We start from the raw sequence: 15805 nt of genomic DNA on the forward strand, positions 1-15805 counted from the left end.
CAACTCCATGCGGCGGCTTATCTTCCCCGCAACTTCTCAATCAGAGGTGAAAGCAGGGACGACTTTTGCTTTTTGGTCTCGCTGCGGCCGGTCAGGCGCTGGGCGATCTGCAGGAACATCTCGATCGACTTGTGGTTGCCGGAGATCTCCGCGATCATCTGGCCGTTGTTGGCGGCGGAGCCGAAGATCTGCGGCTCGAACGGGATCGAGACGACCGGCTGGCTCTCGATCGCCTTGGCGAACTCCGCGGCGGCGATTTCGGGCCGTTTCGGCACGCCGACCTGGTTCAGGCAGTAGAGCGGCGGCCGGTCGTTGGGGCGGGCGGCCTTCAACAGATCGAACAGGTTCTTGGTGTTGCGCAAATTGGCAAGGTCTGGCGCGGCCACGATCAGGATGTCGTCCGCTCCGATCAAGGCCCGTTTGGTCCAGCCCGACCATTGATGCGGAACGTCGAGCACGATGCAGGGCATGGTGGAGCGCAGCGTGTCGAACACGGCGTCGAAAGCGTCGGTGCCGAAATCATAGACCCGGTCGAGCGTCGCAGGTGCCGCCAGCAGGCTGAGATGGTCGGTGCATTTCGACAGCAGGCGGTCGATGAACGCCGTGTCGACGCGGTCCGGCGAGAACACGGCGTCGGCAATGCCCTGCGGCGGATCCTGGTTGTAGTCGAGCCCGGCGGTGCCGAAGGCGAGGTCGAGGTCGGCGACGACGGCATCCATCGCGAGGTCGCGCGCGATCGCCCAGGCGACATTGTGGGAGATGGTGGAAGCCCCGACGCCGCCCTTGGCGCCGACCACGGCGATGATGCGGCCGACCGCCTTGGCTTCCGGCGCCGAGAACAGGTTGCAGATCGAGCGCACGACGTCGATCGCGCCGACCGGCGCGAGCACGTAATCGCTGACGCCGCGGCGAACCAGCTCGCGATAGAGCGTGACGTCGTTGATGCGGCCGATCACGACCACGCGGGTGCCGGCGTCGCAAACGGTGGCGAGCTGGTCGAGCCCGCCCAAGAGATCGCTGCGGCCGTCGCTCTCGAGCACGATCACGTTCGGCGTGGGGGCCGAGCGGTAGGCCTCGATGGCGGCCGCCATGCCGCCCATCTGGATCTTCAGATGGGCCTTGCCGAGACGGCGATCCTCGCCGGCCGACTGTACCGCGGCGGCAGTCTCCACGGTCTCGCAGAAGGCCTGGACCGAGACGCGCGGCGCGGGCGCAATATGCTCCTCGACCGGCGGAGGAGCTGCTGCCGCCTGCTCTTCTTGTGTCTGACGCGCGTAGCTGATCATCTGCCGGTGTCGCTGAGTTTGGCCTTGTCGGCCTCGGGATAGGTGGTCGCCGTCGTCATTCCCTTGCGATATTTCTCGAGAGCGGTGATGCGCCGCGGCGTGTATGACGGAGTTTCAGGCCGCGGCTGCTCGAGGTCCGACGGATTGTCGACCATGGCCGCGAGGTTGCGCTGATAGGCGCAGCCGTAATTGTAGTAATCCTTGTTCTCGAACCAGCGCTTGTTCTTCATCGAGGGGCCGATGTCCTCCGGCCACAGGCCGCAGGGGCCGGCGACCGCCGCGATCTTGGAATAGGTGAGCCGGATCGGCGGCAGGAAGCGCTTGTCTTCCGGCTGATACGGGTGAACGCTGACGCCGCGCGGCGGAACGCCTGCCGCCGACAGCATCGCCTGGATCTCACGCATCGTGTCCGCGACCGGACGAGCATTGGGCGTATTGGACGGCACGTCGATGCGAATGGCGCCGGTGCCTTCGTGCAGCCATGCCGATGCGACGCCCATCACGTCGGCGCGCTGGGCGGCGGTCAATCCACCGCGGGCATGGCCGACGAAGACGACGATCGAGCGGTTCTGCTCCTCGACCGCGATCGGATGGCGCTGCTTGTAATCGTCGGGAATGGAGGCCGTGACGACTTCGTCGTGCTGGCAGCCGCCGAGCACGAGCGCCATGCCGACGAGCGCGCCACCGAGGCGGATGGCGCGTTTGCGAAGCTGGGGTGGTCTTGTGGTCATCGTGAAGTCCCCGTTCCGCCTCAGTCGGTGATGAAGCCGTAGGTGCCGCGGTAGTTCTTGGCCGGTTCGGTCCGTCCGGGCACGCCGTAGAGCCGGTTGATATTGCCGATGAGCTGGGCCTGCGGATCCGCAGGCGGTGCGAAGCCGTCATCCGGCCGCGACAGATCCTTCGGTGCCACCGCGCGAACGACATAGGGCGTCACGATCACGACCAGCTCGGTCGCGTTGTTGACGAAGTCGCGGCTGCGGAACAGCGTGCCCAGGATCGGCAGCTGCATCAGTCCCGGCAATCCGCTGACCGCCTGCTTGGTCTGCTGCTGGATCAGGCCGGCCATCGCCATCGCGCCGCCGGAGGGAATTTCCAGCGAGGTCTCGGCGCGGCGGGTCCTGATCGAGGGCACCGTCAGCGAGTTCACCGTGTTCGAGGTCACCGCCTGCGACAGAGTGATCGCATTCTCGTTCGACAGCTCGGAAACCTCGGTCATCACCCGCAGGCTGATCTTGCCCTCGCTCAGTACGACGGGGGTGAAGTTCAGCGAGATGCCGAACTTCTTGAAGCTGATCTGGGTGGTGCAGACATGCGTGGTGGGGTCGCACGCATAGCCTGCCGGAACCGGGAATTCACCGCCGGCGATGAACGTCGCCGATTCGCCGGAGATCGCGGTCAGGTTCGGTTCGGCCAGCGTGCGGATCACGCCAGCGGTTTCCATCGCGCGCAGGGTGGCCTGCACCGACGGCGCGGCGCCGAACTTCGTGGTCAGGTTGTTGCCGTCCACGAGGTTCTTGCCGAGTGCCGTGAACGGGTTCGAATTGGTGAAGCTCACCACCGACGTGCCGTAGTTGAGGTTGGCGGTCAGGTCGATGCCGAGCTGCTTGATGATGCTGCGCTGGACTTCCGCCACCGTCACCTTGAGCATGATCTGGTCGCGGCCGCGCACCACGATCGAGTTCACCACCTTGTCGGCGCCGCCGGCCAGGCGCGCGGCGAGATCGTTGGCCTGCTGCGCCTCCATCGGGTTGGCGGCCGTGCCGGTCAGGACGATGCCATCGCCGAGGCCGTCGATCTGGATGTCGGAATTGGGCAGGACCTGCTTCAGCGCGGCCCGTACGCCGTTGAGGTCGCGCTTGACCGCGATGTCATAGGCCGCAATCTGCTGACCGGCGGAATCGAAGAACACGATGTTGGTCTGGCCGACCGCGGCGCCGATGATATAGGCGCGCTGCGCCGAGCGGACCACCGCATTGGCGATCTTGGGATCGGCGACCAGCACGTCCTTGATGTCGCGCGGCAGGTCGATCACGATGGATTTGCCGACGCCGAGCGAGAGGAAGCGCGCGCTGATCTGGCCGTCCGCAGCGGCCGGAGCCACCGGGCGGTAATCGGCAGCGACCACCGGGGCGATCGCCGGGTTGAGCGCCAGCGCGAGGGCGGCCGAAAACGACAGGGCACGGACCAGTGAAGTTCGCATCGTCGCCGAACCTGCCCTGCATTTGATATCGACTGTCTTCATCGTGCCTTAGCCGTCTGACTTGGAATGCCATAGCGAATGATCGAAACACCCTCTCGCTTCTGCGCGGAGTCATCGAGCGTGATTTCGCTCATCTTGACGTCGACGATACTGCGCAGCGCCAGCGACAGCGTGCCGCTCTGCCGCGCCGCGGAGAGCGTTGCGGTCTGCGCGGGACTGAGCTCGAGGGTGACGGTCTTGCCGATCACCGCGTTCTGGCCGTCCTTCTCCTTGGGCGCCTGGTCGATGGCGAGGACACGGATATTGGCCAGGATGATCTCGGAGGTGACGACGTCGGGGGCGCCGCTGCTCTGGTCCGGGTTCTTCAACCGGCGCGTGAGCAGGACGTCGACGCGATCGTTGGGCAGGATGAAGCCGCCTGCGCCGGTCTCCGGCGAGATCTCGGTCGAGATCGCCCGCATGCCGGTGGGCAGGATTGCCGCCATGAAGCCGGAGCCCTCGACCTTGACCAGCTTCTGGTCGCGGATCGGCTCACCCTGAATGAACGGAGCCCGCGCGATCGAGCCGGCCACCTGGGTCGCACCGTCGGGGCGCTCGTTGCGGCGGATGAAGGTGGCGCTGGCGGTTGCGGCCGGCCAGGTCTGCCATTGCACGTCTTCCGGCTTCACGGTCTGGCCGAGGCCGATGTCGTTCTTGGCCACGAGGACGTCGACGGTCGGCAGCTGGGCGACCGGAAGCGGAGGCGGCGCAGAATTGTCGGTGCCGCTCGCCAGGTACGCGGCGATGCCGCCGGCGCAGATGGCGACCGTCAGGACGACAATGCGTGCCCTATTCATACGCTTCAACTTTCCAACAATACGCCGCGACGCTGCCGCCGCCGTGATCGGCAGTTGACCAGCTATTCGTCAAGGCATGGTTAATGAGGCGTATCTAAATCGCCTTAACGCCGGGTTTACCCAGTGCGTTCAGCGCAGTGCGAGGTGAGCGAGGTCGATCGCCTTCACCCATTCGGTCTCCGGGTAGACCATCAACGCGCTCAGCGCGAGCGCGATGCCGTAGGGAATGCCGCTCTCCTTGGCGTGCAGCCGTGCGAGCCAGGCCTGACCCGCCAGCCCGTAGGGCAGCGGCCATTGCCGGAACTGGAGCAGGAGCAGCGTCAGCGCGCCGCCGAACAGCGAGGCGTAGAGCAGGAAGTTCATCAGATGCGCAAAGCCGAACCAGAGCGCGACGGACGCCGCGACCTTGGCGTCGCCGCCGCCCACCCAGCCCATCGCGAAGCAGGTGAAGGCCACGACCAGGAGGAGCGCACCGGCGCCGACATGACCCAGCATCTCGTAAGGTGCCATGCCACCGGCGAGGGCGAGCACGAAGAAGCCTGCCACCAGCGCCAGCGACACGCGGTTCGAGATCGTCATCGTGAAGAGATCGCTCGCGGCGGCGAATGCCATCATGGCCGGGAAGAGCAGAAGGCGCGCAAGGTCGAGGATCATGGGCTGCGTCTTGAGGCCTGGGTTTGCCGCGGGAGCTGGCGTCGCCGGATGCTAGAGCGCAGTGCTAAACAAACCGACAACGGCGGCAGGGGCGCGCGGCCGAGGCCGCCGAATGCGCCTTCACCAGAAGCTGGCAATGCGCGCGGCGAGTGCGACCGTCGCAAGCAGCAGCGCAAGGCAGATCCAATAGGCCGGCGAGCCGGCTTGCGCCGCCTCTGCCTCGTGCGCCGCGACCGCGGTATCGGTTCTGAACTTGTGCAACGCCACTGGAACTCGCCGTCTTCACAAAAACAAAGGCCCCGGAGATCCGGGGCTTTTGCCGTCGTTCGTCGGTCGCTTACTTCAGCGACGAGCTGATCGAGGAGAACTTGGCGTTCAGGTTGGTGCCGAGATTGTTGACGACGGTGATGATAGCCAGCGCGATGCCGGCGGCGATCAGACCGTATTCGATGGCGGTGGCGCCGGATTCATCCTTCGCGAAGCGCGCAATCAAGTTCTTCATGAACAAAACTCCATCTGGGTGGGATCGCCTCGTTCGGCGCTGTCTTTGACGCGATGACCATGAGAGCCGAGCTCTTTCGGTAGAGTTAATCCGATCGGGTAAACCCACGTTCGGCGCGATGCTTTTACCCAGAGTGAATTTCGCCTTAAGACGGCAGCTGCAATTCATTCCGGTTCCGGCTGCATCGGCAGCGTGGCGCCTGCTTCACCCTCCCTTAAATTTCGCGGAGTAGGCCTAAGCACCGCTGGAATTAGCAAGAGAGGCGACGATGCCGAGCCTGCCCATGCAAGTCGCCCTGATGCTCGGCGAGACCATCGTGAAGGTGATCCCCGTCACCTTCGTGCTCGCAGCCGTCTTCACCGTGCTGGAGCATTTCTGGGCCTGCAATCCCGGCGCGCCGTGGTGGCGCAAGCGGGAGATCGTCACCGACATCTGCTACTGGTTCTTCGTGCCGGTGTTCGCCCGCACCATGCGGATCGGACTTCTGATCGTCGGCGCCGGCGCCGTCTTCAACATCCACGACGCCGACGAACTCATCGCCTTCTACGACAATGGCCATGGTCCGCTGGCGCAGCTGCCGCTGTGGGTGCAGGGCCTGCTGTTCCTGGTGCTATCCGATTTCATGCTGTACTGGCTGCACCGGCTTTTCCACGACGGCGGCTTCTGGAAGTACCATGCCATCCATCATTCGTCGGAGGAGATCGGGTGGATCTCCGCGGCCCGTTTCCATCCCGTCAATCTCTTGCTCGGGACGATCAGCGTCGACGTCGTGCTGCTGATGGCCGGTATCTCCCCGAACATCATGATCTGGGTCGGCCCGTTCACCACCTTTCATTCGGCCTTCGTGCACGCCAACCTGAACTGGACCTTCGGACCGTTCAAATACGTGCTGGCGACGCCGGTATTCCATCGTTGGCACCACACTTCGCTCGAAGAGGGCGGCGACACCAATTTCGCCGGGACGTTTCCGATCTGGGACGTGCTGTTCGGCACCTTCCGCATGCCGGAGGGGAGGCTGCCGCAGGATTACGGCAAGGACGAAGCGGCCATGCCGAAGGAGATCGGGGGCCAGCTCGCCTATCCGTTCCGCCACTAGGAGGGGTAGCGAGACCCGCAAATGCCAGTCCGTTCAAACAATAGTCGGCGAGTTTGCGGAACGTTCACGAATTAAAGGCAGGCTAGCCGGGTCGGGCACCGGCTCCGCCGTGTCGAGTCGCTTCTGCCGGTTTGTGACGTCCCGGGGGTAAGAGTATGCGTAAAGAATTGCTGCGCCGTCATGCGCGCGTCTGTCTTCTGGTTGCCGCCGCGGTGCTGGCATGGCCGGCGGCTGGCCTTGCCGAGCCCACCGCCGACATCATCGCCGTCAACGTCGACCAGGCCAAGCTGGTCCGGCTGCCCGGCAAGGTCGCGACCATCGTGGTCGGCAATCCCCTGATCGCCGACGTCACGCTCCAGCCGGGCGGCATGATCGTCGTGACCGGGAAGGGCTATGGGGCCACCAACTTCATCGCGCTCGACCGGGGCGGCGAGATTCTGGTCGACCGCCAGATCCAGGTTGAAGGCCCCAGCGACCGGCTCGTCACCGTCTATCGCGGGATCGAGCGCGAGTCCTACAGCTGCGTACCGCTTTGCCAGCGTCGCGTGACGCTCGGCGACAGCGATACCTACTTCAACAACACGATGAGCCAGGCCGGCTCGCTGAGCAGCAGTGCCAGCGGCGGTGGCGGTGCGGCCGCGAAATCCAACTAGCCGACCGGCGGGTCTGCCGGCACAGCGTCCCGCCAGGCTGCTTGCGGATTCGAGGGCGGCGTCTCTCCGCGCGCGCCGTGTCTCCGTGTGCTTCGGGGCGCATCTGGTTAACGCATTCCTAACGGCGCGGTCCGCCGGACGCGGATCGCCTGGAACACTTAGACAATCAGTTTCCGCTATTGAACGGGCAGATGATCGCCCGTTGCTGGGGAATTTGACGAGATGCCATCGCCTGCACCTACGAGGTTCACGCTCCGGAAAGCGCTGGTCCGGTTTCGCGGCAACCGCCGCGGCTCCGCAGCCGTCGAGTTTGCGCTGGTCGCACCGATGTTCTTCGGGCTGCTGTTCGCGATCATCGAGACGGCGCTGATGTTCTTCTCGAGCCAGGTGCTCGAGACCATTGCGCAGGACTCCGCGCGTGCGATTCTGACCGGCCAGGCGCAGGCACAGGGCGGCTCGTTGGCGGCCTGTCAGACCGCACCCAACACGGTCTCTGCATGTGATCAGACGACGTTCAAGGCCTATGTCTGCACCAAGATCCCGGCGCTGTTCGATTGCAGCAAGCTTTACGTCGACGTTGTCAGCACCAGCTCCTTCGGGACGCTCAGCCTCACAAGCTATGGCAATTCCTGCAATTTCAACCCGACCGGCATGCAGTACAGTGCCGGGACCTCCGGCCAGGTCGTCGTGGTGCGCCTGTTCTATCAGTGGCCGCTCATCGTCACCGGCCTCGGCTACAACATGGGGTGCAACAACAAGCGCCTGATGGTGGCGACAGCGGCCTTCAAGAACGAACCCTTCTGAGGCAGATGGATCTGAGCGGACCGATGCGGGCGATTGCGAATATCTGGAGTAATGCACGTTGCTCGGTGCGCGGCTTCGTCGCCGACAAGCGCGCGCTGGCGGCGACCGAATTTGCGGTCATCGTACCGTTGATGCTGGTGATGTTCTTCGGCACCGTCGAATTTTCGTCTGCCGTGGCGATCGACCGCAAAGTCACGTTGATCGCGCGGACACTGTCCGATTTGACGTCACAGTCGACGAAGCTCGACGATGCGGGCATGAAGGATGCGTTCACGGCAAGCATCTCGGTCATCATGCCTTACGACGCTACGCTCGTGAAGGGCGCGATCACCCAGATCTACATCGATGCCGACAGCATTGCCACGGTCCAGTGGAGCAAGGCCGGCACCATCGCGAGCGGCGCGACGCAAGCCACGCTGGCGACCTCGGCTCGGAACGCCGGCGAAAAGGTCACCGCGATGATTCCCCCGACGCTGTTGATCCCGTCGAGCTATCTCATACTGAGCGAAGCCAACTACACTTACACCCCGACCATCGGCTACGTGCTGAAGTCGAGCATAACGCTGAGCGATCTCTCCTACACGCGGCCGCGCCAGGTCACCTGCGTGCCCTACAACGGCGTACCGTCGACGTGTTGAGGTTTACGAGCCGTCCCTGAAATGAAAAAGGCCGTGCATGACGCACGGCCTTTTGTTTGCTTTGCCTCGCTCGCGCCGATCGGGCCAAGGGCCCGGCGGGCTCAGCTCGCAGCGCGGAGGTTGTCCGCCGCCGACTTGCCGGAGCGGCGGTCGGCCACGATCTCGTAGGAGATCTTCTGGCCTTCGCGCAGCGTGCCGAGGCCGGCGCGCTCGACGGCGCTTATGTGCACGAAGACGTCCTGGCCGCCATCGTCGGGTTGGATGAAGCCGAAGCCCTTGGTTGCGTTAAACCACTTCACGGTTCCCATGCTCACGGGGGTAGTCCCTTCTCAGATAACATAGTGTCGGAGCCCGCTCGCGCGGGCAGGTTAGATCGAATTTCTGGAAGGGTCGTCAGCGTGTCTGAACCGGCTGTACCGGTGGATGCTAATGTCGTCCGGCCGAAAATCGATTAATTGATTTTATCGAAAACACGGGTCCGAAACAATCCGGGCGTGCACGATTTTTTGATCCGCCGTGAATCAACGGCGGATCAAAATATAATTTGGAATTTTATCTCGCGCCCCCGCCGACTAGCGGCGGCGGAACTGGCCGCCGCGCTGTCCGGGACGGGGCGGTCCGCCCGCCGAGCTGGGACGTTCGTCCTTGTGGCGGAAAATCAGCCGGCCCTTCTCGAGGTCATAGGGCGACATCTCCACCGTCACGCGGTCGCCCGCGAGCGTCTTGATGCGGTTCTTCTTCATCTTGCCGGCGGTATAGGCAACGATCTCGTGTCCGGCGTCGAGCTGCACGCGGTAGCGGGCGTCGGGGAGGATTTCGGTGACCAGTCCTTCGAACTGGATCAGCTCTTCCTTAGCCATGAATTTCTCCAGGTCGTGGACGGCTAGTGCGAATAGGGTTTGCGGTTCGGTTGGCTGTTTGGCCGACTCTCGCGGCGCAAAAAGGCAACGCCTTGTATCCCATCGGGCGTCCCGGCGCCATGCGCGGAACGCTGTTCCGGACGGTCGACCGGCGATGAATGCATCTTACCACCGGAGCGGCGGCGGCGAGAACCCTTGGAGGCATTCGGGCCACTGCCGGGCCGTCCGTCAGCATGCCTGGCCTCGGCGTGCCGGCCTTCACCGTGCCTGCCGTCGCCTTGCTTGCCGGCACTGTGGTGGCGCCCGTCGGCATGCCGTTCGTCGGCACGCCGCCCGTCGCCATGCCGTGCGCCTTGCGGGCGCTGGCCTGGGCGGCCGCCCGGCCGGCCCTGTCGTTGCTGCGACGGGGCGGGCCCGGCATCGCGGCGGCCGGCGTCGGTGCGGTGGTCCTCCCGCGGCAGCGCCACGCGGATCAGCCGCTCGATGTCGCGGAGATAGCTGAGCTCCTCGCCGCCCGCGACCAGCGAGATCGCGGTTCCATCGGCCCCGGCGCGCGCGGTGCGGCCGATGCGGTGGACGTAGGTTTCCGGCACGTTGGGCAGGTCGAAATTGATCACGTGGCTGATGCCGTCGACGTCGATGCCGCGGGCGGCGATGTCGGTGGCGACCAGGGTGCGGATCTCGCCCGAGCGGAACTGGGCGAGCGTGCGCTCGCGGTGGTTCTGCGATTTGTTGCCGTGGATGGCGTTGGCGGCGATGCCGGCCTTGGCCAGCGTCTTCACCACCTTGTCGGCGCCGTGCTTGGTGCGGGTGAAGACCAGCGCGCGGTTGATCGCCTCGTCCTGCAGCAGCTTGGTCAGGAAGGCGGGCTTGGCCGTGAAGTCGACCTGAAGGATGCGCTGGTTGATCCGCTCGGCGGTCGAGGACACCGGGGTCACCGCGACGCGGGCGGGATCGCGCAGCATGGAATCGGCGAGCTCGGCGATGTCCTTCGGCATGGTGGCCGAGAAGAACAGCGTCTGCCGCTTGATCGGCAGCTTGGCGACGATTTTGCGGATATCGTTGATGAAGCCCATGTCGAGCATGCGGTCGGCCTCGTCGAGCACGAGGAACTCGACGCTTCCAAGCTTCAGCCCGTTGCTCTGCACGAGGTCGAGCAGGCGGCCGGGAGTGGCGACCAGAACCTCGACGCCCTGCATCAGGGCGCGGACCTGGCGGCCCATCGGAACGCCGCCGATGGCCAGGGTCGAGGACAGGCGGATGTGGCGGCCGTAGGCGTTGAAGCTGTCGAGGATCTGGCCGGACAGCTCGCGGGTCGGCGACAGCACCAGGACGCGCGCAGTCTTGGGCTGCGGCTTGATGCGGTTCTCAAGCAGGCGATGCAGGATCGGCAGCGCGAAGGAAGCGGTCTTGCCGGTGCCGGTCTGGGCGATGCCGACGACGTCGCGGCCGGTCAGCGCCAGCGGGATGGTCTGGGCCTGGATCGGGGTGGGGGTGACGTAGTTCTCTTCACGAAGAGCGCGCGCGATGGGTTCGGCGAGGCCGAAGTCCTGAAACGAAGTCAAAAGAGGGTTCTTTCCATGTCAAAAGCGGGCGCCCGGCGCATTCAGCGCGGCGCGCGCAAAAGGGTGTCGAGAAGACACCTGCGTGTTTGGGGTGTCGGATGGGCTTGGGAGATATGGGGCAAGCCAGACGCCCGTAGAGGGCTTAAGAACACGCGGCTCGCAACGACCCCTTGATTCGCAAGAGGTCTCGGCCGTTCATATGGAACATCGAGGGGGCGCTTTCAAGGCAAGCTCTGCCCGAAATAGCGATTGCGGTGCAGAAATAGTGATGCCGGAAATTTAGCCAGATCTGGCAATATGCTCAGAGAATGATCTGCCTGCCGCTTTCGCATACATTTAGGTCGCCTATAATTTGAGCGGTTTGCCTGCGGCTAAACTTCGATTTCTGACAATTATGTTAGTGAAGTCAATGAGTTGATAGGTGCCCAGTCCATGGCATGGTTCTTGCGATTCCGTTAATCGCAGGCGGCCGTGGGGCCGTTTCGCAGCATTTTCACGTCTGCGTCAGGGAGATGAGACACTCATGTTTAGCAAATCCACTCACGATATAGCGGCGTCATTTAGCCGCCGCGGCGTGCTCGCCGCGACCGCCGGACTGGTGCTTGGTCTGGCTTCATTGACTGGCGCGAAGGCCGCGGACGACACCATCAAGGTCGGTGTGCTCCACTCCCTGTCCGGCACCATGGCGATCAGCGAAACCACGCTGAAGGACACCATCCTCTTCCTGATCGACGAGCAGAACAAGAAGGGCGGCGTGCTCGGCAAGAAGCTGGAAGCCGTCGTCGTCGACCCCGCGTCGAACTGGCCGTTGTTCGCCGAAAAGGCGCGCGAGCTGATCACCAAGGACAAGGTCTCGGTCGTGTTCGGCTGCTGGACCTCGGTGTCGCGCAAGTCGGTGCTCCCGGTGTTCAAGGAGCTCAACAACATCCTGTTCTACCCCGTGCAGTACGAGGGCGAGGAGAGCGAGCGCAACGTGTTCTACACGGGTGCGGCGCCGAACCAGCAGGCGATCCCCGCGGTCGACTATCTGATGAAGGAAGAGAAGGTGAAGCGCTGGGTGCTTGCGGGCACCGACTACGTCTATCCGCGCACCACCAACAAGATCCTGGAAGCCTATTTGAAGTCGAAGGGTGTCGCCCAGGAAGACATCATGATCAACTACACGCCCTTCGGTCACTCCGACTGGCAGACGATCGTGGCGGACATCAAGAAGTTCGGCTCCGCCGGCAAGAAGACCGCGGTGGTCTCGACCATCAACGGCGACGCCAACGTTCCCTTCTACAAGGAGCTCGGCAACCAGGGCATCAAGGCCAAGGACATCCCGGTCGTGGCGTTCTCGGTGGGTGAGGAAGAGCTCGCCGGCATCGACACCAAGCCGCTGGTCGGCCATCTCGCCGCCTGGAACTACTTCCAGTCGATCAAGACAAAGGACGGATCGAACGAGAAGTTCATCAAGGACTGGCAGGCCTACACCAAGAACCCGAAGCGCGTGACCAATGACCCCATGGAAGCGCACGTGATCGGCTTCGCCATGTGGGTGAAAGCGGTCGAGAAGGTGAAGTCGACCGATCCGGACAAGGTGATCGACGCGCTGCCCGGCATCGAGGCGCCGAACCTGACCGGTGGCGTGTCGAAGATGCTGCCGAACCACCACATCACCAAGCCGGTGTTCATCGGCGAGATCAAGGGCAACGGCCAGTTCGACGTGGTCTGGAAGACTCCCGGCCTCGTCGCGGGCGATGCCTGGTCGAAGGAGCTCGACGGCTCCAAGGACCTGATCGGCGACTGGGTCGGCAAGAAGTGCGGCAACTTCAACACCAAGACCAACAAGTGCCTCGGTTCGGGCTCCTGATCCCGATCTGACGCTCCATTGCACGATCGGGGAAGGCGGCGATCCCGCCGCCTTCTCCACTCATTTCTGCCGGGGTCATTCACCGTGCCAGCCCATTTGTCTGCCCGTCTCTGCTCGCTTGCACTCTCGCTGTTCCTGATCGCGTTCGCGCTGCCGGCCTTCGCCGGTCCGTTCGAGGATGCGGTCGCCAAATTCGCCAATGACGATTTTTCCGACACGGAAGAGGCGATCGGAGTGGTCGCGGGCAGCGGCAACAAGCTGGCTTTCCCCATCATCAGCGCACTTCAGGACGGCCGCCTCATGGCCGATCCCGATAGCAAGAAGGTTTACGTCACCGGCGCCGACGGCAAGTCGATCGACGCTGCGACTGGCGAGGCCGTCGCCAGCGTTCCCGACAGTGCGAGCGCGGTTCGCCTCAACAACCGCCTGCGTCGCAGCGTCGATGCCGCGCTCGGCAGCCTGACGCTGCAGTCGCCGGACGTTGGAACGCGGCTGCAGGCCGCGCAGTCCGTCTTCAAGTCGCACGAAGAAACCGCGCTCGAGGCCGTCGATGCCGCGCTCGCCAAGGAAAGCAACAAGTCGGTCAAGACGGCGCTCGGTGAAGCCCGCGCGGCGATCCTGCTGTTCAAGTCCGATGCCACGGAGGTCGAGAAGCTCGAGGCGGTCGCAACCCTTAAGGCGCGCGGCGACCAGGACGCGCTGGCGCTGCTCACCGGCATGGGTGACCAGCCGGACTCGGTGACCAAGGCCGCAGCCAGCGCCATCAGTTCGATCCAGTCTTCGCTCGCGGTCTGGTCCACGGTGCAAAACGCCTGGTACGGCCTCTCGCTCGGCTCGGTGCTGCTGCTCGCCGCGATCGGGCTCGCCATCACTTTCGGCGTGATGGGCGTCATCAACATGGCCCATGGCGAAATGGTGATGTTGGGGGCCTACACCACCTTCGTGGTGCAGGAGGTGATCCGCACTCGCTATCCCGGCCTGTTCGACTACTCGCTGCTGATCGCCGTGCCGCTCGCCTTCGTCGTCGCCGGCGCGATCGGCGTGCTGATCGAGCGCAGCATCATCCGTTTCCTCTACGGCCGGCCGCTGGAGACGCTGCTGGCGACCTGGGGCCTGTCGCTGGTGCTGCAGCAGGCGGTGCGCACCATGTTCGGCCCGACCAACCGCGAGGTCGGCAACCCCTCCTGGATGAGCGGCGCGTTCGAGCTCGGCCAGATCACCATCACCTATAACCGGCTCTGGATCCTCTGCTTCACGCTCGCGGTGTTCGCGATCCTGCTCGCGATGCTGCGCTATACCGCGCTGGGGCTGGAGATGCGCGCGGTGACGCAGAACCGCCGCATGGCGGCCTCGATGGGCATCGCCACCTCGCGCGTCGACGCGCTCACCTTCGGCCTCGGCTCGGGCATTGCCGGCATCGCCGGCGTGGCGCTGTCGCAGATCGACAATGTCAGCCCCAATCTCGGCCAGAGCTACATCATCGACAGCTTCATGGTCGTGGTGTTCGGCGGGGTCGGCAATCTCTGGGGCACCCTGGTCGGCGCCTTCACGCTCGGCATCGCCAACAAATTCCTGGAGCCGGTCGCCGGCGCCGTGCTCGGCAAGATCGCGATCCTCGTTCTCATCATCCTGTTCATTCAAAAGCGGCCGCGCGGCCTGTTCGCGCTCAAGGGCCGTGCGGTGGAAGCATGACCCCTCACATGCTGACGCGATCGCTGGACCGCGGCGCGACGATCTTCCTCGCGATCGTCGCGGCCTGCGGCATCCTCATCCCGCTCTCCAACCTGCTGCTGCCCGCGGACTCGTTCCTGCAGGTGCCGACCTATCTCGTTGCGCTCTGGGGCAAATATGTCTGCTACGCGATCCTGGCGCTCGCGATCGACCTGATCTGGGGCTATTGCGGCATCCTCTCGCTCGGCCACGGCGCCTTCTTCGCGCTCGGCGGCTACGCCATGGGCATGTATCTGATGCGGCAGATCGGCACCCGCGGCGTCTATGGCAATCCGATCCTGCCTGACTTCATGGTGTTCCTGAACTGGCAGAAGCTGCCCTGGTACTGGTACGGCTTCGACATGTTCTGGTTCGCAGCGCTGATGGTGTTGTTCGTGCCCGGCCTGCTCGCCTTCTGCTTCGGCTGGCTCGCCTTCCGCTCCCGCGTCACCGGCGTGTATCTGTCGATCATCACGCAGGCCATGACCTACGCGCTGCTGCTCGCCTTCTTCCGCAACGATTTCGGCTTCGGCGGCAATAACGGCCTGACCGACTTCAAGGACATCCTCGGCTTCAACGTGCAGGCGGAGGGGACGCGTGCCGCGCTGTTCGCGCTGAGTTGCCTGGCGCTGATCGTGGGCTTCCTGATCTGCCGCGCCATCGTCTCCTCCAAGCTCGGCAAGGTGCTGATCGCCGTGCGTGACGCGGAATCGCGCACGCGTTTCCTCGGCTACCGCGTCGAATCCTACAAGCTGTTCGTGTTCACGGTGTCGGCCTGCATGGCCGGCGTCGCCGGCGCGCTCTACGTGCCGCAGGTCGGCATCATCAATCCGAGCGAGTTCGCGCCGGGCAATTCGATCGAGGCGGTGATCTGGGTCGCGGTCGGCGGCCGCGGCACGCTGGTCGGCGCCGCGCTCGGCGCCGTCGTCGTCAACTACGCCAAAACGTTCTTCACCTCGGGCGTGCTGGCACCGTACTGGCTGTTCATGCTGGGCGCATTGTTCATCCTGGTGACGCTGCTGCTGCCGAAGGGCATCGTCGGCACCTTCAACGCCTGGTGGGCCCAGTCGAAGGAAAAACGCGCCGCGACCTCCGTGAGCGCCGCGGCCGAAGATGGCGTCACCGAACCCAAGATGGCGGAGTAAGCGG

At 64.3% G+C, this 15805-nt stretch carries 17 protein-coding genes; 7 read left to right on the plus strand and 10 right to left on the minus strand.

Annotated features, from left to right (window positions below):
• Positions 1-17: 17 nt before the first annotated feature.
• The 7 genes from JQ566_RS11490 to JQ566_RS11520 form a co-directional block, all read right to left on the minus strand.
• On the minus strand, positions 18-1286 hold the full coding sequence (locus tag JQ566_RS11490; protein WP_212372344.1) for a CpaE/TadZ family protein: 1269 nt from the start codon (positions 1284-1286) through the stop codon (positions 18-20).
• A complete protein-coding gene (locus tag JQ566_RS11495; protein ID WP_212372345.1) occupies positions 1283-2017 on the minus strand; it encodes a CpaD family pilus assembly protein in 735 nt (244 codons plus the stop codon). Before JQ566_RS11495 ends, JQ566_RS11490 begins: the two co-directional genes overlap by 4 nt.
• A gap of 20 nt (positions 2018-2037) precedes the next feature.
• Positions 2038-3528, minus strand: coding sequence for a type II and III secretion system protein family protein (locus JQ566_RS11500; protein ID WP_212372346.1), 1491 nt, complete (start codon positions 3526-3528; stop codon positions 2038-2040).
• On the minus strand, positions 3525-4322 hold the full coding sequence (gene cpaB / locus JQ566_RS11505) for a Flp pilus assembly protein CpaB (RefSeq protein WP_212372347.1): 798 nt from the start codon (positions 4320-4322) through the stop codon (positions 3525-3527). The genes JQ566_RS11500 and cpaB overlap by 4 nt, the downstream gene beginning before the upstream one ends.
• A gap of 129 nt (positions 4323-4451) precedes the next feature.
• Positions 4452-4976 (minus strand): A24 family peptidase, encoded by a 525-nt coding sequence (locus JQ566_RS11510; RefSeq protein WP_212372348.1) that lies wholly within the window; start codon positions 4974-4976, stop codon positions 4452-4454.
• Between the two features lie 120 nt (positions 4977-5096).
• A complete protein-coding gene (locus JQ566_RS11515) occupies positions 5097-5237 on the minus strand; it encodes a hypothetical protein (protein ID WP_212372645.1) in 141 nt (46 codons plus the stop codon).
• 76 nt (positions 5238-5313) lie between these two features.
• Positions 5314-5478, minus strand: a complete 165-nt coding sequence (locus tag JQ566_RS11520) for a Flp family type IVb pilin (RefSeq protein ID WP_212372349.1) — start codon at positions 5476-5478, stop codon at positions 5314-5316.
• A gap of 268 nt (positions 5479-5746) precedes the next feature.
• Here JQ566_RS11520 and JQ566_RS11525 point away from each other — a divergent pair, with 268 nt between their 5' ends.
• The 4 genes from JQ566_RS11525 (at position 5747) to JQ566_RS11540 (ending at position 8669) form a co-directional block, all read left to right on the plus strand.
• Entirely contained in the window at positions 5747-6574 is an 828-nt protein-coding gene (locus JQ566_RS11525; RefSeq protein ID WP_212372350.1) for a sterol desaturase family protein, read from the plus strand.
• 155 nt (positions 6575-6729) lie between these two features.
• Positions 6730-7227: a pilus assembly protein N-terminal domain-containing protein gene (locus JQ566_RS11530; protein ID WP_212372351.1), complete on the plus strand. Its 498-nt coding sequence runs from the start codon at positions 6730-6732 to the stop codon at positions 7225-7227.
• Positions 7228-7449: 222 nt separating this feature from the next.
• Entirely contained in the window at positions 7450-8031 is a 582-nt protein-coding gene (locus JQ566_RS11535) for a TadE/TadG family type IV pilus assembly protein (RefSeq protein WP_212372352.1), read from the plus strand.
• Between the two features lie 23 nt (positions 8032-8054).
• The gene (locus JQ566_RS11540; protein ID WP_249139384.1) at positions 8055-8669 is read left to right on the plus strand and encodes a TadE/TadG family type IV pilus assembly protein; all 615 of its coding nucleotides are present in this window, start codon (positions 8055-8057) and stop codon (positions 8667-8669) included.
• 101 nt (positions 8670-8770) lie between these two features.
• Here JQ566_RS11540 and JQ566_RS11545 read toward each other — a convergent pair whose 3' ends face one another.
• The 3 genes from JQ566_RS11545 to JQ566_RS11555 all read right to left on the minus strand — a co-directional run bounded on the left by JQ566_RS11545 (position 8771) and on the right by JQ566_RS11555 (position 11094).
• On the minus strand, positions 8771-8983 hold the full coding sequence (locus JQ566_RS11545) for a cold-shock protein (protein ID WP_212372354.1): 213 nt from the start codon (positions 8981-8983) through the stop codon (positions 8771-8773).
• Positions 8984-9241: 258 nt separating this feature from the next.
• Complete coding sequence (infA, locus tag JQ566_RS11550; RefSeq protein ID WP_212372355.1) at positions 9242-9529, minus strand: translation initiation factor IF-1; 288 nt, start codon at positions 9527-9529, stop codon at positions 9242-9244.
• 23 nt (positions 9530-9552) lie between these two features.
• The gene (locus JQ566_RS11555; protein ID WP_212372356.1) at positions 9553-11094 is read right to left on the minus strand and encodes a DEAD/DEAH box helicase; all 1542 of its coding nucleotides are present in this window, start codon (positions 11092-11094) and stop codon (positions 9553-9555) included.
• A 523-nt stretch (positions 11095-11617) separates the two neighbouring features.
• Here JQ566_RS11555 and urtA point away from each other — a divergent pair.
• The 3 genes from urtA to urtC all read left to right on the plus strand — a co-directional run bounded on the left by urtA (position 11618) and on the right by urtC (position 15801).
• On the plus strand, positions 11618-12946 hold the full coding sequence (urtA, locus tag JQ566_RS11560) for an urea ABC transporter substrate-binding protein (RefSeq protein WP_212372357.1): 1329 nt from the start codon (positions 11618-11620) through the stop codon (positions 12944-12946).
• Positions 12947-13030: 84 nt separating this feature from the next.
• Entirely contained in the window at positions 13031-14638 is a 1608-nt protein-coding gene (gene urtB / locus JQ566_RS11565) for an urea ABC transporter permease subunit UrtB (RefSeq protein ID WP_212372358.1), read from the plus strand.
• Positions 14635-15801 carry an urea ABC transporter permease subunit UrtC gene (gene urtC / locus JQ566_RS11570; protein ID WP_212372359.1) on the plus strand — a complete coding sequence of 389 codons (1167 nt, stop codon included), beginning with the start codon at positions 14635-14637 and terminating at the stop codon, positions 15799-15801. Before urtB ends, urtC begins: the two co-directional genes overlap by 4 nt.
• Positions 15802-15805 lie beyond the last annotated feature (4 nt).

Source organism: Bradyrhizobium sp. SZCCT0231 (assembly GCF_018130245.1).
Lineage (GTDB): Bacteria > Pseudomonadota > Alphaproteobacteria > Rhizobiales > Xanthobacteraceae > Bradyrhizobium > Bradyrhizobium japonicum_F.